The following is an 18,866-nucleotide window of genomic DNA, read 5'->3' on the forward strand; positions in this document are numbered from 1 at the left end:
TTAAAGGATGGAGCTTACTGTAGAAAATTTGTACAAAAATTATGGTCAAAAGGTAGCTTTGAAAGGTGTTAGCTTTGTTTTAGGTCAAGGAGTCTATGGTCTTTTAGGGCCGAATGGTTCAGGGAAAAGCACATTGATGAACATTTTAACAGGGAATGTAAGAGCTACTTCTGGTACAGTGTTTTGGAATGGCCAAAATATAGCTGAAATGGGAAAGGATTATCGCAAAATCTTAGGATATGTTCCACAGCAACAAGCTCTATACCCAGACTTTACAGGAATGAGGTTTTTATCTTATATAGCTACTCTTCAAGGTTTAAAATCAAAAGAAGCTAAGGAGAGAACTTCATATGCATTAGATGTAGTAGAACTCTCCCATGTGTCTAGCAAGAAGATTCGAAGTTATTCTGGAGGGATGAAACAGCGATTACTCATTGCTCAGGCCATATTAACAGATCCTAAAGTACTCATTATGGATGAGCCAACGGCTGGTCTAGATCCTAAGCAACGTGTGTTGATGAGAAACCTAATTGTAGAAATTGCCTCTGACAAGGTTGTTTTAATTGCTACACATGTAGTATCAGATATTGAATGGATTTCAAAAGAAATATTGCTGTTAAAGGAAGGTTCGCTTATTCAAAAAGGTAATAGGGATTTATTGATTAGGAGTATACAGGAAAAGATAGAGACAAGCAGTAAGCGCAATAAAAAGAATGTTGATTTAGAAGACATTTACCTGTATTATTTTGGAGAATGATATGATAAGGATTATCTATTATGAAGGGCGTAAACTATTTCATAGAAAAGTGGCTTGGTTTGTTATTTTCGGACTCATTTTGGCAAATGGTCTCGTTACTTATTATAATATCTATCGTATAAACGAAGAGGGCTATTGTATAAAGGATGTGTCCTCTGTCTACGAAGAATTAGATAATAAAAGCAACCAGGAACAGCACATGTGGATACAGACACAAATAGAACTCTACTATCAGGGCATACAGGAAGGAGAGCAATTATTCTCCTATGGAACGGAACGTGTATTTCACCTGATTTTAGAGCAAATTAAAATCATCTCTCAGTATGATGATTATCTAGCTGAAATGGATTTTCAAGCAGAAAAGATGATGAAGTCTTCTGTTTTTACCGAGCCAAATACATTTGCTTACAGAAATTTACTTCAGACACCTAAGGCCTATGAGCATCTCAAGGGGGTAGAAGTAGTGTCTGATTTTTCCTATGGAGTTCTTATTTTAACAGATCATCAGATAACGGATGCTTTTCTTCTTTTAAGTTTAATCATTTTTGTCATGCATTTATTGATTTCTGAGAGAGAAGAAGGAACGCTGCCTTTAATCAAAGCTACAAAAAACGGGTATGGAATTACTATAGCAGCAAAGGCAATCCTTTTATTGTTGCTTACCATTTTATTTGTACTGATCTTTTACGGTTTTAATCTTGTAGTATCGGCAAAAGAAGTAGGCTTAGGGGATTTGAGCCGACCTATTCAATCTCTTGAAGGCTATATTTCTAGCCCTTTTAAATTTACTGTATTAGAATACATAGTGCTATTTTTTATTGGAAAAGTTCTGGGTATCTTTGCTGTAATATCTGTTTTTTTCTTGATGTGTATCTTATGCAGAAATAATGTACTTTCGAGTCTTATTGCTATTTTTATCTTTGGTATTGAAGCTATATTTTGTACTACTATTGATATGCATTCATGGCTTAGCCCATTAAGCCAGTTCAATTTGATAGCATTGCTAGATACCAGTCATTATTTCTCTAATTATGTGAATATCAATTTATTTTCCTATCCTGTAAATATAGTTATTTCAGGTATTATTACTGCTCTTATAGCAATTATCTTAGGCAATAGTATTGGAATGTATATTTATGTTACAGAGACATCCTCCCAAGAGAGGCGAAATTGGATTGGAGAAAAAATGAAAGCGAAAAGAAGAGTTCTGTTTTTTACAGGGCATTATTTCAGCCTATTAAAGCATGAAAGCTATAAGCTGTTGATTATGAATAAAGGTCTACTTATTTTGCTCATCTTCTTAGGCATACAGTTTTTTTATTTTGGAGATTTAGTGTATATTATTGATCAGGAAGAACTATATTATCAGCAGTATTCGACTATCCTTTCAGGAAAATTGTCTCATGATAAAGAGGTGTTTATACAGCAGGAACAGAATCAATTTGAAGAAGTAGAAAAAGAGAAAGAAAGATTAATGAAAAGCTACGAAAAGGGCGACATAGACGATAGCTACTTCGATTATTTGCTTGCTGGGCTTGAAATCAATGGATATGAAGAGCGAGGTTTTAAAAGAGCACAAAATCAATATCAAATATTAAATACAATAGAACGAGAAAAATATCCTGTAGAGTACGTATATCAAACGGGTTGGAATAGTTTATTTGCTCAAGAAGCAAGACAATTAGACTTAATAGATTATGGAAAGGCATTTATAGTGTTGATTTTAGGAATATCCTCCTTTGGTTCCATAGAAAAAATGACAAACATGGATTCGATTATAGCTATTTCCAACAGAGGAAGAAAAGCTGTAATTGGATGGAAGGTATTCATTTGTATTTGCCTTGCCATCGTTAGTGCAATGATCTCTTTCTTGCCAAGGATTATTGTTATATTTCAAACCTATGGAATAAAGGGATTACAGGCACCTGTAAGGAGTATTATAGAAATATCATGGGCATTTAATGATCTTTCTATTCTAAGCTTTTTCATTCTTTATCAGGTTAAACGTTTATTTATAGTAGGACTGGCTAGTATATTTATTCTTACGGTATCCTATAGGAGCGGGAATACAATAACGACCATGCTGATTTCAACAGCTGTATTATTGCTACCTATTATGATTTTATTGTTAACCTGAATGTTTGAATAGTATTTGTGAGGTCCAGGCAGTATTAGCCGCGTATGTAATGAAATAGATGGTCAGTTTTAAGGTAGTCAGTAACAACTTATTCCTCGTGATAGATGACATTTGGTTTTGCTGACCACCTGATAACTAATAAATCGCTACCCGCCCATAAGGACCATTGATAATTTCTATCTTCGTTTCAAAAATATCCGTTAAAATTTCTCCGTCCATAACTTCTTCTACTGTGCCAAAAGCGGCAATTTTTCCATCCTTCATAGCACAAATTCGATCAGAATATTTGGCTGCAAAATTTATATCATGCATAACAGTCAGAATGGTTCTTCCAAATTCATCAGCTACATGCCTCAAATGCTCCATCATTTGAACAGAGCGTGCCACATCGAGATTGTTTAGAGGCTCATCTAAAAGTACGTATTCCGTCTCTTGGCATAAAACCATTGCTACATATGCTCTTTGCCTTTGACCGCCGGAAAGCTCATCTAAATATCTGTTTTCTAGGTCAGATAAGCCTAAAAAATCGATATATTTAGAAATAATAGCCTCATCCTCATTTGTTAATCTTCCTTTTGAATAAGGAAAACGCCCAAAGCCAACTAATTGTCTAATTGTTAGCCTGGTCACAAAATGATTTTCTTGCCTTAAAATAGTTAAAATCTTTGCTAAATCTTCTGATTTTGATTTGGCAATATCCATATTTGCCACCTGAATTTGCCCTTCATCCATATGTAAAAGCCTTCCAATCATCAAAAGGGTGGTAGACTTACCAGCACCATTTGGACCAATTAAAGAAGTAAGACCTGCCTTTGGAATAGTAATATTTAAAGGACCGATTCCTACCTCATTATTATACACTTTTTTAGCATTATCTATTTTTATCATAACGATCCCTTCCTTAAAATTGCAATTAAAAATGTGATTCCACCAAACATTTCGATAATAACCGAAACGACACCCTGAGCATTAAATATATGATACATAAAAAAGTACGCACCTGTTATGATCAAAAATCCTATGGCAAGAGCCATTGGGAAAATATATCTATGGTCATAAGTTGGCGCCGCTTGGTAACTCAAAGTTGCAACTAAAAAACCATAGAAAGTAAGTGGGCCAACTAAAGCCGTTGAAACGGACATCAATATAGAAACGAATATGAGAGTAAAAATTAGGCTAAATTGATGATAAACTCCTAAGGATGTAGTAACACTCTTTCCCAGCGATAGTACATTTAGCTTCTTCGAATAAGTAAGTATAACGAATGCTGCAATTATTACAATTGGGATGGCGATAACAAAATATTCAGAATCCGCATTATTGACAGAGCCAAACAATCTAGCCTGTAAAACATCAAACTCAGATGGCGCAAGGAGTGTTCTCATAAAAGTGGATAAAGACTTCAGCCCAGTTCCAATAATAACGCCAACCAAAAGCATTAGTTGTAAATTTCCATATTTTCCAGACAGCAACCATCCATAAAGTATTAAACACATGACGACCATAGCAACAACCTGAAATATAAAGGACTCAATGCCACTAAAACTTATAAATGCGCTAGCACCAAATAAAAACATTGTACTAGTTTGAATGGTTGAATAAAGTGCTTCAAAACCTAAAAGTGAAGGAGTAATAACCCTATTATTCGTAATCGATTGGAAAGCAACAGTAGATAAGCTCTGACATACTGCAGCAATAATCATTGCAACAAGAGCTACCACCCTTCTTCTAACAACAGGAATAAAAGAAGGAGAGTCTATTGGAACTGGATTGTTATAAACTAAAAGCCCGTAGGAAGCAAATGCGCCCAAAGCAATCAGTATTATCAGTAAAATCCAATAGCGTTTTTCTTCTTTTTTAGAATGAAAAGCTCTAGCTGATCTATTATCATTATAAAGGCTAGGAGCGATTTTAAAATTTATTTTACTATTATATTGTAATGCCTTCATCTTGCTTTTCTCCTTCTCAATAAAATAGCAATAAATACAACTGCCCCTACAGATCCAAGTATTAAAGATACAGGTACTTCAAAAGGCATTATAATTGTTCGAGAAATGATATCACATGCAGTAATAGTTCCCATTCCTAGCACGCATACCCAAGGTAAATTACCTCTAAGATCATCACCTCTATATATTGAAACGATATTTGGCACAATTAAACCTAAAAAAGGTAAGTTTCCGATAACAGCCGCAACGATTCCAACCGCGAATGAAATAAGACCAGTACCTAAAAGAACAATCTTATTATAATTTAATCCAAGACTTGTTGTAACATCTTCCCCCAGACCTGCTAAAGTCAATCGATCAGCATAAAGAAAAATAAGAAAAGTAACGACGACAATTAGCCATAGATATTCATATCGTCCAATTTGAACGGATGCAAAAGAACCTACAAACCAAGTTTCAATATTTTGCGTCATTTGAAAAACCAATCCTATAAAAGTAGAAATTGCGGAGATGACTGCTCCAAGCATCATCCCAATAATGGGGACAATTAAAGAGGAACGAAGCTTAATTTTTCTCAGAAATAAAAAGAAGATCATCGTTCCTACAAAGGAAAAAATGATTGCACCAGTCATTCTTTGCACTAGAGTTGGGGCGGGAAATATTAAATAAACAAAAAGAAGTCCTAAGCCTGCCCATTCAATCGTTCCTGTTGTGGTAGGTTCCACTAAGCGATTCTGTGTGATGAGTTGCATTACTAAGCCAGCCATTGACATTGCAGCTCCAGTAAGCATTAGAGCAGCTGTTCTTGGAACACGAGTAATGAAAAACATATCCATTCCATCGGCCTGTCCTCGTATATCATATACCCCAGTGAAGAGTGATACAATACCCAGGGTGATAACAGCTATAATCGCTAATATAAAAGATTTTGTCCATATTCTATTGTTGTTGTGACGTTGGGGCCGAGATATCCCAGCCCTAGTCTTATTTTGTATTGTACTTTTTAGCACTATAATGCACTCCTTTAACTACTTCGCTAAAGCGCTTGCCAAATCCTTAAATAACTCTAGATAAGTTTGTATAGATTCATTTGTGTAAGTATCTTCTGGTGCATAAACTATTTTTCTTTCAGTAACAGCAGTTATGTTTTTAAGAGCAGGTGAATTATCTATAACATCCTGAGCTGGAACTGCATCCGTTGTAGAAGATACTGATGCATCACGGTCTAGTACAAAAATCCAGTCAGGATTACTTTGCGCAATAGCTTCAACAGAAACATCATCACCCTGATGATCTGAAGATGTACTGTCGATTTCTAATGCTGGAGTCCATTCAAAAATATCATACATTGGTCCCCAAACACGTCCAGAACTAGGAGCTGAAAAACCTATATCTCCACCAGAAACTACAATGCCCATAATAGTATCCGTTCCATTATATGTAGATTTAGCATCTTCAATCGCTTTATCAAAATCAGCTACTAATTTTTCAGCCTCTTCCTTTTTATCGAAAATTTTCCCCAAAGTGATTGTAGAATCCTTAAGTCCATTTACTAAATTTTGTCCAGGTGTATCAGCCTCCTCAGAAACATCAACATTAAGATCGATAACAGCTGCATTTGGTACTAATTCTTTTATATCTTCATAGAAGCTAGCAAATCTTTGACCAACAATTACAAGTTCAGGGTCTGCAGCTGCAATCATTTCAAGATTTGGTTCGCGGTGATTTCCAATATCTAGAACGGACTCATCACTTACATATGGCGAATCCGCAGGCATTACACCCTTTGGAACAGCTGCTAATTCAACGCCCCAATCAGCTAAAGTTTCAAAAGTCCTATTATCCAAAGCAACTACATTCTTTGGGTTTACAGGAACAGTAACAGTTCCATGAGCATCAGTGATTTCAACTGTTAAAGCTTCAGTTGACGTATTTACCTGCTCATTTGTTTCAGATTCAGCAGTTTCATTACTTGAATTTGAGCAAGCTGTAAATAGTAAAGCAAAAATGGCAATAATAGCAGTGAATTTAAAAAATTTAGATTTTCTCATACATTTCTCTCCTTATTATGTAAGTATTGTTGGCAAGCAGATTATTGAATCAATGAAATAAATATCTACATGATTTTTAGGCGTAATTGAAATAATGATGATCTCTATTTCGCAATAGACCACAGTGATATACAAAATATCGATATTGATAATCATTATCGATAATCTGATTTTCGTTAATTGTATCAAAGCAAAAAAATATTGTCAACTATTTTTGATAGCTGATAATAAAAAAACTGATTAACATTTTAAAAAAACATAAATTAAGAAAGGTACAATTGATTGCAATAATACCCTCAGAAGTGTACAATAACAATAATTGAATGAAATATGGAGGTATAATATGTATCACAATAGATCGGTACAATTATCTACAGACTATTATCAACTGAGCATGGGCAATGTGTATATAAGTGACGATAAAAAGGACGATATAGCAGTCTTTGATTTGTTTATTAGAAAAAATCCTTTTAAAGGTGGATATACTGTCTGTGCAGGATTAGAGCAAGTTATTAGCTACTTAACAAATATACATTTTACAGAAGAAGATATTGAATTATTAAAGAAACACCATCCTGAATTTTCAGAGGAATTTTTAGAATATCTTCGAAACTTTAAGTTTACAGGTGAACTATATGCCATTCCAGAGGGCACTATTGTATTTCCTCAGGAACCTATACTCAGGGTAAAGGCTCCATTAATTCAAGCTCAGATTATTGAGACCACATTACTAACTATAGTCAATCATCAAACACTAATAGCTACTAAAGCATCTAGAATTGTACAAGCTGCAGGTGGGGATCCAGTACTTGAGTTTGGACTAAGGAGAGCTCACGGAACGGAAGCAGGTCTATATGGAGCTCGAGCTGCTATTATTGGTGGTTGTGCTGGTTCAAGTAATGTAGAATCAGAATACTTAGTGGACATGCCTTCAAAAGGGACCATGTCTCACAGTTTTATTTTGAGTTATGACGATGAGTACGAGGCTTTTGAAAAGTTCTCAGAGCATAATCCAGACAATCTCACCTTATTGGTTGATACCTATAATACATTAGAGTCAGGAATGCCTAATGCCATAAAGCTCTTTACAAAATTAAAAGGAGAGAATAAGCTTCCAAAAATTTATGGCATTCGTTTAGATTCTGGTGATTTAGCCTATTTGAGCAAAGAGTGCAGAAAGATGTTAGATAAGGCTGGATTACAGGAAGCAGTGATTTCTGCTTCTTCGGATTTGGATGAATATTTAGTCCGAGATTTAAAATTACAGGGTGCTAAAATTTCTCTATGGGGAATAGGCACAAAATTGATTACAGCATATGACCAACCTGCTCTCGGTGCAGTGTACAAAATGTCTCAAATTGAACACAATGGACAAGTAATGAATAAACTAAAAATATCAAATGACCCAGGCAAGATTACAAATCCTGCTTACAAAAAGGTCGCTCGAATTTACGATAAAGCATCCAATAAAGCCTTAGCAGACCTTATAATGTTAGATGATGAAATCATCGATGAAACGCAACCTCTAACAATTTTCCACCCTGTTTATACGTGGAAAAAAACAGTTCTCACCAATTATAGATTAAAAGATTTGTTGGTTCCTATTATAATTGACGGTAAATTAGTATATGACAAGCCTTGTGTCAAGGAAATTCAAAGTCACTTAAAGGACGAATTAAATACTATGTGGACAGCTATTACAAGATTTACAAATCCTCATGAATACCATGTAGATTTATCCCAGAAATTGTGGACACTGAAAAATGATTTGTTAAATGCCTAAAAACAGGTGATAAGGTGGTCAGGTGGTCAGCAAAACCGTACTCGCCTCTAGGCGAGATAAATACTTTCTAAATAGTAAGGACACATTATCTATTTGGGATTTTGCAATAATTCTCAATTCTAAATTGTAGATTTTCAATTGCATGGAAAGCACACGTAAGTCATACATAAAAAGCAGAGTATGAAAGTATACTCTGCTTTTTATTATTGTAATAGAAAAGTCCTACTTTTGACATTGGCTCCTGCTCAGTCATTCTGAGCGCAAGCGAAGGATCTAGACCCGAAAAGAATACCCGAATACTTGCGACTAAAGACTAATGACTAGCGACTAATGCGCCGCAGGGGCTCTTCTTGTTGACCTCAAATACCCTATTTTTCAAATGTTTTTACATAGAACTTATAACATATAACTTAGAACTAAAGCGCTTTTATTTTTCTTCGTTATCATTACTCTCTTCTTCTGTTGCAGCGTCTGTTGCCTGAGAATCTTCTAAAGTTGTAGGATCAACCTTTTTAACGGTTATAATATTCGTATTTAATCCTAGGCGCTTTTGTAGTTCTTTTGAAATCTCTAGATTAATTACAATTTCATTATTGAGATTACTAAAAGTATAAGTTGTCGACGAAATCTTGTCCTCCTCAGATCCAGAAGTATTGGTAGGTTTTACATTTAAAAATTTAATATGTGTTGAGAACAAATCCCCGCTTATTTTACCTTTATTATGTATCTCTGTAGGTAAGGCGATATACGGTGCCTGTGCTTCTGAAACGATTAATTTAAAAGAATTTTCGCTTGTTTCGATAATGCCATCTTGAGGAATAGAAACTTCATCTACTAATATGGAATATTTCCACTGCTCCTGAGCAATTTCAGTAAGGTATGTTTCACTCATAGGTTCCGTAAGTTTAGTGATAAATTGTAGATAGAATTGCTTTTCTTCTTCTGAAGCCTTTTTAATAGTTTTTAATTCTTGAATCTGACTATTTAATTCTTCCTTTTCTGTTTTTAACTTATCGATATCGTCTTCAAGAGTCTCAATTCTTTCAATGTTTATATTATTTTCATCTATAATATCCTGATTGGAGCAACTCGTCCCCATTAATAGTAAAAATATGCATAAAGATAATAATATTCTTCTATTCAAATAATCACCCCTTAAGCAAAGTTCTAATTCATTATAATACCTATTTCGCTATTTTTAAAGGTTAAATTGTAAACAAAGTATATCAAATAGCTTACATTTTCTTGAATTTATAGAAATCAAGAAAAAAATATAGATTTTTTTAATTGCATACTCCTGTATAAATAGTATACTTTATGTATTGAAATACCATACGCGTTAAAAGTTAGAAAAAATTTATCTCTTAAGGAACAACAGAGCAAGGCGTTTATTATTAGAGAAACAAGAAAGTATAGTTAAAAAAAATTTTGAACCAACAAAGCCACTACAAATTTATAGAGTAGTGGCTTTAATCTTATAGTAGTAAAGTTCTATTTTACACATTAAAATGCGTAAATTATTACTATGCTAATACTACCTCTAGTAGCTAAATGACCCAAAAGGAATGCAATATGCTGATGACTAACGACTGACGACTGATTGCTGATAGCTAAAGCGTGTAAGCGCTTTGCCTATTTATTAATAGAAATATATGATTTACTTTGGCTCCATTTACCACACTGATCACCAAAACACCCTACTAAAGTAGACTCGTCTTGCATTATTGTGACTACTTCACAGCAATTAGGGCATCCTTCACATTCAAAGCTGGTAGATTTAAAATTGCTTGATGCCGTTTGAAAACCTCTAAATGAAGTACTTGTCTTTTTCACTTCAGAAGCTAAGATGCCTGCGCCAATAGCACCCATTATGTGATGGTTCTCAGGTACATATAATTCCTTTTGAAGTGTCTTCTCAAAAGCTGCCTTGATCCCTATATTAGCAGCTACGCCACCTTGGAAAAAAACAATATCATGGATCTGTTTGCCCTTTGCCACATTCGCTAGATAATTACGGACTAATGCTTCACATAAGCCAGAGATGATATCGGGAGTACTGTAGCCCATGCCTTGTTTGTGAATCATATCCGATTCAGCAAAAACACTGCATCTGCCAGCTATTCGAGTTGGTAAAGTAGATTGTAAAGCGTATTCTCCAAATTTTTCGATAGGAATCTGTAGCCTTTCAGCTTGTCTGTCTAAAAAAGAACCTGTTCCTGCTGCACAGACCGTATTCATAGCAAAGTCTACTACAATGCCTTTGTTTAGGAGTATAATTTTAGAGTCTTGACCACCAATTTCAATGATGGTCCTTACATCTTTATTTAAGTGTAAGGCTGCCACAGCATGAGCAGTAATCTCATTTTTAACTAAATCAGCCCCTAAAATATAGCTGGCTATATTTCTTCCGCTTCCAGTGACGCCAACAGCGGTAATTTGTTTGTCGTCAAATGTTTGGGAAAGACAGCACAAACCTTCTTTAATCGCGTCTATAGGTCTGCCATTTGTCTTTAAATAAAGGTGTTCTACCACCTCATAATTTTTGTTTAATAGCACAAAATCCGTGCTGACGGATCCTACGTCTACACCTAAATAGTACATGGTGTTTTTCTCCTCTCTAATAAATCTAGAAACGCCTCAATTCTAGTAGTATATCCAGCATCGCTTGACATTTCATCCATGACTAAGGTCATTATAGGGAAGTCTTTATCTCTTGAAATACTCGGTAGTATGGCCTTAGAGACTACTTCAGGCATGCAACCTGATGGAAAGATCTGTATGGCACCATCATATAATTGATTGTGAGCCATGACGGCCTCAGATATGCATTCTCTAGCGTGCCCACCAACCCAATAAGGCAGATAGTCTTTGGAGAAATCTTTTGTTTGAATGCCATTGAGTTTAACGAGTTTAAGCAGTGAATCTTTGATCCACCAACTTGCAGAAAGCCTTCTGGAAGTGCTAACGCCATAATCCATTAGTTTTTCTTCAATATTCAAATTAGAAAAGCCATCAATTATGGTATAGATTTCACCAATAATAGCAATTTTTAAGGGACATTTTTTTATGGTATCTATTTTTATTCCATGGATTTTTCTTTGATACTCTTTCAAAACCGCTACTGCTCTTTTGGGATTGTCCTCTTTATAGGACTCCCGCAATGCTCTTTTAAGTAGCTTCTTAGATTCGCCTGGCACTTCCTCATATCCTGAATTCAAATGAGCAGTAGCTTCTAGATCATCGATAATATTCATGGCGTGAATACCTCTTAAAATCGACTTAGCCCGTTCTCTATTGCTTACGACAACTTCCTTGAATAGGGCTTTAATATCTAGGATATTTGAATCCTTTCTTAATTGATCTGGTAGATCCGCCACAATAAACCGAACATCATAACCAGCTTTTCTAAGCAATCGAACCTGAAGTTCACTATATTCACCAAACCTACAAGGACCGCAGCTGCTTACCAATAATATAGTATCTGCACCCTGCTCTATGCTTTGAATATAATTTCCCATCATAATTTTAAAGGGAAGGCACATTTCTTCAGGTGAAATTTTTGAGCCTATTTCCAAGGATTTTTTGTTGGAAATAGGTGGAATGATATAATCTACATTTAATCCGTCCAGCAGAATTTTTCCTGCTAAGTATATATTACCCATGTGTGGAAATGTCAAAATCAAGGTACTCTCTCCTTTTTAGCATATCTGTAAAAGCCTCAATCCTAGTATCCATGCCGGCCTGTCCAGAATGTTCATCAAGCTTTAAGACTAAAATAGGAAGGTCTTCTAGTATATCTTCCAGCAATTCAATGGCTACAGAGTCAATACCACATTGAAAGGAAGATAAATAAATAATCCCGTCTACTAAGTGGTTCTTCATGAAGTAAACTCCTGAGCCTACAGCGTTAATCATATTGCTCCAAAAAGGCCTTTTTACTAATTCTTTCATAATGTCATTTTTGTGATCGATATCTATCACGTTTTCTGTAATGACGCCTGTTCCAAGGTCGTGTAATTTCTTAATAACATTCATGTTTACGTGCTTGTCGTAAAGGCTGTATGGATGACCTAAAAGGGCAACTTTATAAGGGTACTCACTGTCATTTATACCATTTTCTTGTGTAAATAGATAATTTATTGAGGAAGCATAAGCTCTTTCAATATTTCTCTTGTTTTTACCTAAGAGCTTACCTAATTTCCTGCACCAATTATATATGCTTTTTCTATTGTTTAATTCAATAGGCAAGGTAGTAATAGTCGGAAGATCCGATATGCTATTTTGAATCATCTCTGGAATACCACAAAACTTAGGACAGATGTATTTGCCATCTACCTCCCTTACAATTCGTGGAGTTATAATCAAATCGCATTTATCTTTTAAATAGGACACATGTCCATGAAATACTTTTATAGGCAAGCAGGCTTCATCTACGCAAGTGGCAATTCCTTCGTTTAATATGTTCTTATTCGTATCTGGCGATGATATATAGGATATATGAAGATGGTTTAGAAATTCTTCTAAAAATTTATGATGCTTATAATAGTAAAGGCCTTTCGGCAAACCTACGATCAATAAGATCCCTCCTTAGACACATGGTTTATTATGAAGGTTTTTCTCTTTTTTATACATTTTTAAACCATAATTTTACAACTATGGAGTGTACACTTGATGTATACTATATATTCTAGTTATTAAAAATAATCCTACATTGTATTTAGAATATTTATTTTCATATGTGTCTTCATTTTGTTAATACATAAAGACACAAAAATAAGAGCATATTATGTTATAATAAAAAAGGTATATTACAGTTATTTACAAAGAAGATAATGGATTTAAGAAAACATATAAATATCAAGGGGGATATTGGATTGTACAAAGATAAATATAATTTATGGATGAATAGTGAATTCGTAGATGAAAAGACAAAAGAAGAGCTAAGGAGTATTGCTGATGATCCCAAGGAATTAGAGGACCGGTTTTATCAAAATTTAGAATTTGGTACTGCTGGTCTTCGAGGTATTCTTGGAGCAGGTAAAAATCGTATGAATAAGTACACAGTAGGCTTTGCAACTCAAGGTCTAGCAAACCATATTGCAAAGTGGGGCCAAAAGTATAAGGACAAAGGGGTCGCTATTGCTTACGACTCTAGAAATATGTCTGAAGAATTTGCCAAAACTACAGCTCTAATTTTATGTGCTAATGGAATACGAACTTATCTTTTTGATTCTCTAAGACCTGTGCCCGTCTTATCTTTTGCAATCAGGCATTTAAAATGTATTAGTGGGATTGTCATTACGGCAAGCCATAATCCTCCAGAATATAATGGTTATAAAGTCTATTGGAAAGAAGGCTATCAATTGACGCCAAACCAAGCTCAAGAGATTAGCGACGAAATCAGCCTAATATATGATTTTAAATATATCAAGACTATAGATGAAGAGGATGCCATTGCTCAAGGCTTCCTTCACTATATATCTTCAGAAATAGATGGTCCATACAACGACGCTATTGTGTCTCAGTGCTTAAACAGGGAGTTAATAGTAGAAAAAGGAAATCATCTTAATATTGTGTATTCTCCATTACATGGCTCTGGGAATGTTCCATTGAGGAAGGCGCTGAAATCAGTTGGATTCGAACATGTCTATGTAGTTAGAGAACAAGAAAAACCAGATGGGAATTTTCCTACTGTGAAGGTGCCGAATCCAGAAGAAATCTCCGTATTTGAATTAGCAAAAAAACTTGCTAACGAGAAAAATGCAGATATTATAATTGCTACAGATCCAGATGCGGATCGAATTGGTATAGCTTATAAAGATAAGAAGGGAAATTATATTAATTTATCTGGAAATCAGATAGGGTGTATTTTAGAATATTATCTTGTTAGCCAATTAAGGGAGAAAGGCGATTTGCCTAAAAATGGCGTCATTATAAAGAGTATTGTTTCTACGGATTTAGTAGATCGAATTGCAGATGATTTTAACGTAAATGTGGAAAGTACTCTTACAGGGTTTAAGTATATTGGGGAAAAGATTGAGGAATACGCCAATACAAAATTGAGAAAGTACATCTTAGGATTTGAAGAAAGCTATGGATATTTAGTGGGGGATCATACAAGAGATAAAGATGCTGTAGGAGCTTCTTTGATTCTTTGTGAAATGGCATTGTACTATAAAGAAAATGGTAAGAATTTAGGAGATGTGTTAGAAGAAATTTATCAGGCTTATGGCTATTATATTGATTGTATAGAATCTATTAAGCTTGGAGGAAAGGAAGGTAGCGAAAGGCTGAAAAAAATCGCAGCTTTCTTCCGAAAAGATCTTCCTATGAAATGGGCTGGATTAAATGTACAGTATATTGAAGATTACCTTCAAGGAAAGAGAAATACTGTTGGAGAAGGCACCGAAAAATTAAGTTTACCTCAATCAAACGTGATTAAAATTTATTTAGAAGACGATAGCTGGTTTTGTGTAAGACCTTCCGGAACAGAACCTAAAATCAAGATATATTTCTCTATCAGAGGAAAAACACTAGAAGAAGCAAAAAACAAATTAGAAGCTATTAGAGATGAAGTGATGAAAAAGGCTATGGAAGCACAAAATTAAAAGTTGAAGGCGCAAAGCTGAAAAGGGGAAAAGTCAAACTCGCCTTTAGTCGAGGTAATGACCCGAGCTTCAGCTCCGCCATCCACAGTACTAGGAACCCAAGCAACAAAGGATCGCTACATGCTAGTTATTAAAGCATAAACTACTAAAAGATGGTTTAATAACAATCTCTATATATAAAGAAAGTTAAGGGAGACAATTTTCACTTAACTTTTTTTATTAAGGAAAAGATATAATAGCAAATTGCAAACGAATAATAAATATATTTATAAACAAAGGAGGAATATCATGGCTGATATTCGAATTAAAAAGTACGCTCAAACTTTAATTAACTACTCTCTCAAAGTAGAAAAGGGCAATTTGGTGGTAATACAAGGTTATCCTGTGGCATATCCTTTAGTTGAAGCTTGTTATGAAGAAATTATTAAAGCAGGTGGCCATCCTTATGTGATTTTAAAGCACGATCTTAATGAAATTCTCCTCAAGGAAGGAAGTGAGGAACAGCTTACTTATGTTTCCTCAATATCGGAGGAGATTGTAAAAAGGGCAGATAAGCTCTTAAATATTGGTGGTGGAAACAATACAAAATACATGAGCAATATCGACCCTAAAAAGATATCCACATTCAACAAAGCTCGTGCAAATGTAAGCAAACTGCAGTCAGAGCGCAGCGCAAAAGGTGAATTAAATTGGACATTATGTATGTACCCCACACAATCTTCTGCTCAAGAAGCAGGCATGTCTTTAAGGGAATACGAAGAATTTATTTATAGTGCTTGTTTCTTAAACGACGAGGATCCCGTTGCATCTTGGATTAAGATTAGAGAAAGCCAGCAACATATCGTAGATTATTTAAATAGCAAAAAGCATTTGCGGATTGTTTCCAAGGAAACAGATATTGAAATGGAGATTGAATCAAGGATTTGGATGAACTCGGATGGACGCAATAACTTCCCTAGTGGAGAAGTTTATTCAGGACCTATAGAAGATAGTGTAAATGGACAAATTCGATTTAGTTTTCCAGGAATTTATTCAGGACAGGAAATAGAGGACATACGCCTTACCTTTAAAGATGGGATTGTAGTAGAAGCAACTGCATCAAAAGGGCAAAAATTATTAGAGGCTTTAATAGATATTGATCCTGGAGCTAGAAGGGTAGGAGAGGTAGCTATAGGAACCAACTACAATATCAATCGATTCACTAAAAATATGCTCTTTGATGAAAAAATCGGTGGAACAATTCACCTAGCTTTAGGCAAATCCTATCCTTTAAGCGGAGGAAGAAACACATCAGCTATTCACTGGGATATGCTGTGCGATATGAGGGACGGAGGCGAAATCTACGCAGATGGAGAACTGTTCTACAAGGACGGGAAAGTACTGGATAAGGTGGTAAGGTGACAAGGTAGTAAGGTGGTAAGCAAATATGCGACTTACGTCCCAGTGAACAATGAATGATGACCAATATAAAGATTTAGTGAGTCGCATATTTGTACTGTTCCGTGTTCGATGTTTTTTGAAGGTTTTGTATTTCATTCTAATGATAATTCATTATGTGGTTTATACGTTATAGCTAGAGCCTAAAGATCCTTCGCTAGCGCTCTGGATGACTGAGGTAATTGGGTTAGGGTCGACTCTGTGGGTCTAAGGTTTTTCGCTGCGTTTTAGGATAAAAAAAAGTAGGTGCTTAGGTCTTTACCTTGCGCGAAGGAGAGTTTGGTTTTTCCCGTCCAACTGTCCAACGGACCAACCGTCTAACCTTCACTGCTTTTATATAGAACTTACAACTTGAAACTTAGAACTAAAAAGGGGGTGTATTTGTGTTTCAGATTAACAAATCAAATACTTATTTAAACGGCTTTAATCTCTACTCCAAAGTTACCTATGAAAAATTAGGGAGGTTCAAGCTCGTTGCTTGGTTATTGATATCTTTCTTAGCTATGGTATTACAGATTGTTCCTTCTCTTCTTATCAGCTTCGTTATTGGTGCTATTATAGGTGTTTACGCTATTGTAACAGGTAATATAAGCATTTTAGAGGGTCAGCTTTATAGTAATTCAGCTATGATGTCTTGGATTAGCTTAGTCCTTGATACAGGAAGTGTGATACTCTTTTTTATCTTTTATACGAGGGTAATTGAAAAAAGGCCCTTTGCTACTATTGGATTAAATCAGGAGAATAAACTAAAAAAGTACATAAAAGGAGCTCTCGTCGCTATTGGAATGCAACTTTTTTATTTTGTAGCCATCATAGCTTTTGGATGGGGTGAGGTAGTTCGTGAACCTATTTATGCGACTTCAGGCATAGGAACATCTGCAATTCCATATGTATTGTTGTTTCTTGTAGGCTTTATGATTCAAGGGGCAAGTGAGGAAGTTGTGGTGCGAGGGTGGATGATGCCAGTATTGTGTAGATATTATAAAGTCCCTATAGCAATTATCGTATCCTCTCTGTTTTTTAGCTTTTTACATATGGGAAACCCTAATGTCAGTGATTTAGCACTAGTAAATTTGGCCTTATACGGAATCTTCGCAGCTTTGTATGCCATAAATGATGGAGGTCTATGGGGGATTTTCGCACAGCACTCTGTATGGAACTGGTTTATGGGTAATGTTTTAGGATTACCTGTTAGTGGAATGATTATAGGAAATGCAAGCATAATCGAGACTAAGTTGACAGGGCCAGATTTCATTACAGGAGGAAGTTTTGGACCAGAAGGAGGCATACTTGTCACATTAATAGAACTAATTGGTATTGTCTATTTGTGTTATTCTTTAAGAAAAAAATACAGCAGTGATTAATTATAATTTTTCTCTTTTTATGAATTTGCTCTCTTCAAAAATCAAATACATACATCCAATAAAATTTTATAAAAGTAATGTCTAAAGAATTTTCTGTAGTAGAGTTATTAATAATGTAAGATATATGTTTGTGTTACAAATAAATGTATTACAAACATATATCTTACATTTATTTTTGTTTAACAGAAATATTCTAAACAAATGCACTAAAACAATATGTAAATCGTTGCTACATAGATACTACTTCTGATTATAAGTGACCTAAAACCGAACTTTTCTATTACAAAAAATAGAAATTTTAGCGAATACTTGGAAAAATAAGTAATAATTTGAACAAATTAATAACAAACTAAAACAAACTATAATAAGTAAAAACAATCTAAAACAGCCTAAAAGTAGCTATAAACTAGTGGTTTTAAGGTTTTGAGTTGTATCGTAAGTTTAAGATTTAACTAGACATTCTACTAAGAAATCGTTATACTAAAAGCATAAAAAATAAATATACTCCGAATTCATTCATTCTAAAGATAAAAATCTATGAATAATGAATCTATAGGGTATTGTCGGAAACGATAATGCCTCCCACTGTGGAAAGGAGAAGTACATAGTAAATTATACGGATGATACAGTCACTTGTTTTTTTAACGATTTCTAAGTGGCTATTAATACGTAGTTTTTACGTATCGTATTCTTGTGAAAACTCCTTTCCCTCGAGAAAAGGAGTTTTTTTATTATTAGGAAAAAACGAAAAGGGGGAAGTATGTATGGAGTTTACCTTTG

General features: G+C 34.8%; 14 protein-coding genes and 1 riboswitch. Of the genes, 6 read left to right on the forward strand and 8 right to left on the reverse strand.

The annotated features are described in order from the left end of the window. The first annotated feature begins 7 nt into the window (after positions 1 to 7). The gene (locus Q7P22_RS04125) at positions 8 to 757 is read left to right on the forward strand and encodes an ABC transporter ATP-binding protein (RefSeq protein ID WP_303860997.1); all 750 of its coding nucleotides are present in this window, start codon (positions 8 to 10) and stop codon (positions 755 to 757) included. A gap of 1 nt (position 758) precedes the next feature. After that, the gene (locus Q7P22_RS04130; protein ID WP_113920918.1) at positions 759 to 2,894 is read left to right on the forward strand and encodes a hypothetical protein; all 2,136 of its coding nucleotides are present in this window, start codon (positions 759 to 761) and stop codon (positions 2,892 to 2,894) included. A 135-nt stretch (positions 2,895 to 3,029) separates the two neighbouring features. On the opposite strand, the gene Q7P22_RS04135 is transcribed toward Q7P22_RS04130, so the two are convergent. The 4 genes from Q7P22_RS04135 to Q7P22_RS04150 are packed head-to-tail and all read right to left on the reverse strand — an operon-like array spanning position 3,030 to position 6,894. Beyond that, positions 3,030 to 3,782 carry an ABC transporter ATP-binding protein gene (locus Q7P22_RS04135; protein ID WP_303860998.1) on the reverse strand — a complete coding sequence of 251 codons (753 nt, stop codon included), beginning with the start codon at positions 3,780 to 3,782 and terminating at the stop codon, positions 3,030 to 3,032. Then, complete coding sequence (locus tag Q7P22_RS04140; RefSeq protein ID WP_303861000.1) at positions 3,779 to 4,843, reverse strand: iron chelate uptake ABC transporter family permease subunit; 1,065 nt, start codon at positions 4,841 to 4,843, stop codon at positions 3,779 to 3,781. Before Q7P22_RS04140 ends, Q7P22_RS04135 begins: the two co-directional genes overlap by 4 nt. Continuing rightward, the gene (locus Q7P22_RS04145) at positions 4,840 to 5,853 is read right to left on the reverse strand and encodes an ABC transporter permease (RefSeq protein WP_303861001.1); all 1,014 of its coding nucleotides are present in this window, start codon (positions 5,851 to 5,853) and stop codon (positions 4,840 to 4,842) included. Before Q7P22_RS04145 ends, Q7P22_RS04140 begins: the two co-directional genes overlap by 4 nt. A gap of 18 nt (positions 5,854 to 5,871) precedes the next feature. After that, the gene (locus tag Q7P22_RS04150) at positions 5,872 to 6,894 is read right to left on the reverse strand and encodes a siderophore ABC transporter substrate-binding protein (protein WP_303861003.1); all 1,023 of its coding nucleotides are present in this window, start codon (positions 6,892 to 6,894) and stop codon (positions 5,872 to 5,874) included. A gap of 343 nt (positions 6,895 to 7,237) precedes the next feature. Between Q7P22_RS04150 and Q7P22_RS04155 the strand changes: the two genes are divergently transcribed. Continuing rightward, positions 7,238 to 8,677: a nicotinate phosphoribosyltransferase gene (locus Q7P22_RS04155; RefSeq protein ID WP_303861004.1), complete on the forward strand. Its 1,440-nt coding sequence runs from the start codon at positions 7,238 to 7,240 to the stop codon at positions 8,675 to 8,677. 427 nt (positions 8,678 to 9,104) lie between these two features. Here Q7P22_RS04155 and Q7P22_RS04160 read toward each other — a convergent pair whose 3' ends face one another. From Q7P22_RS04160 to Q7P22_RS04175, 4 genes are all read right to left on the reverse strand, one after another. Beyond that, on the reverse strand, positions 9,105 to 9,821 hold the full coding sequence (locus tag Q7P22_RS04160) for a hypothetical protein (RefSeq protein WP_113920924.1): 717 nt from the start codon (positions 9,819 to 9,821) through the stop codon (positions 9,105 to 9,107). A 488-nt stretch (positions 9,822 to 10,309) separates the two neighbouring features. Further along, positions 10,310 to 11,278, reverse strand: a complete 969-nt coding sequence (locus Q7P22_RS04165) for an acyl-CoA dehydratase activase (RefSeq protein ID WP_113920925.1) — start codon at positions 11,276 to 11,278, stop codon at positions 10,310 to 10,312. Next, positions 11,266 to 12,360: an acyl-CoA dehydratase activase-related protein gene (locus Q7P22_RS04170; protein WP_113920926.1), complete on the reverse strand. Its 1,095-nt coding sequence runs from the start codon at positions 12,358 to 12,360 to the stop codon at positions 11,266 to 11,268. The genes Q7P22_RS04165 and Q7P22_RS04170 overlap by 13 nt, the downstream gene beginning before the upstream one ends. Continuing rightward, positions 12,332 to 13,252 (reverse strand): acyl-CoA dehydratase activase-related protein, encoded by a 921-nt coding sequence (locus Q7P22_RS04175; RefSeq protein ID WP_113920927.1) that lies wholly within the window; start codon positions 13,250 to 13,252, stop codon positions 12,332 to 12,334. Before Q7P22_RS04175 ends, Q7P22_RS04170 begins: the two co-directional genes overlap by 29 nt. A gap of 257 nt (positions 13,253 to 13,509) precedes the next feature. Between Q7P22_RS04175 and Q7P22_RS04180 the strand changes: the two genes are divergently transcribed. The 3 genes from Q7P22_RS04180 to Q7P22_RS04190 all read left to right on the forward strand — a co-directional run bounded on the left by Q7P22_RS04180 (position 13,510) and on the right by Q7P22_RS04190 (position 18,086). Further along, a complete protein-coding gene (locus tag Q7P22_RS04180) occupies positions 13,510 to 15,285 on the forward strand; it encodes a phospho-sugar mutase (protein ID WP_303861010.1) in 1,776 nt (591 codons plus the stop codon). A gap of 288 nt (positions 15,286 to 15,573) precedes the next feature. Next, positions 15,574 to 16,686 carry an aminopeptidase gene (locus tag Q7P22_RS04185; protein ID WP_303861011.1) on the forward strand — a complete coding sequence of 371 codons (1,113 nt, stop codon included), beginning with the start codon at positions 15,574 to 15,576 and terminating at the stop codon, positions 16,684 to 16,686. Positions 16,687 to 17,105: 419 nt separating this feature from the next. Continuing rightward, complete coding sequence (locus Q7P22_RS04190; RefSeq protein ID WP_303861013.1) at positions 17,106 to 18,086, forward strand: CPBP family intramembrane glutamic endopeptidase; 981 nt, start codon at positions 17,106 to 17,108, stop codon at positions 18,084 to 18,086. Positions 18,087 to 18,578: 492 nt separating this feature from the next. Continuing rightward, positions 18,579 to 18,700, forward strand: a riboswitch (molybdenum cofactor riboswitch). Positions 18,701 to 18,866 lie beyond the last annotated feature (166 nt).

This window comes from Alkalibaculum bacchi, from assembly GCF_937875145.1.
In the GTDB taxonomy this organism is placed as follows: domain Bacteria; phylum Bacillota; class Clostridia; order Eubacteriales; family Alkalibacteraceae; genus Alkalibaculum; species Alkalibaculum bacchi_A.

Excerpts from the sequence above, each read along its gene's own strand:
- Q7P22_RS04155 (WP_303861004.1), top strand. The coding sequence starts at position 7,238 with ATGTATCACAATAGATCGGTACAATTATCTACAGACTATTATCAACTG.
- Q7P22_RS04150 (WP_303861003.1), bottom strand. The coding sequence starts at position 6,894 with ATGAGAAAATCTAAATTTTTTAAATTCACTGCTATTATTGCCATTTTT.
- Q7P22_RS04140 (WP_303861000.1), bottom strand. The coding sequence starts at position 4,843 with ATGAAGGCATTACAATATAATAGTAAAATAAATTTTAAAATCGCTCCT.
- Q7P22_RS04185 (WP_303861011.1), top strand. The coding sequence starts at position 15,574 with ATGGCTGATATTCGAATTAAAAAGTACGCTCAAACTTTAATTAACTAC.
- Q7P22_RS04135 (WP_303860998.1), bottom strand. The coding sequence starts at position 3,782 with ATGATAAAAATAGATAATGCTAAAAAAGTGTATAATAATGAGGTAGGA.
- Q7P22_RS04125 (WP_303860997.1), top strand. The coding sequence starts at position 8 with ATGGAGCTTACTGTAGAAAATTTGTACAAAAATTATGGTCAAAAGGTA.
- Q7P22_RS04180 (WP_303861010.1), top strand. The coding sequence starts at position 13,510 with ATGGATTTAAGAAAACATATAAATATCAAGGGGGATATTGGATTGTAC.
- Q7P22_RS04165 (WP_113920925.1), bottom strand. The coding sequence starts at position 11,278 with ATGTACTATTTAGGTGTAGACGTAGGATCCGTCAGCACGGATTTTGTG.
- Q7P22_RS04130 (WP_113920918.1), top strand. The coding sequence starts at position 759 with ATGATAAGGATTATCTATTATGAAGGGCGTAAACTATTTCATAGAAAA.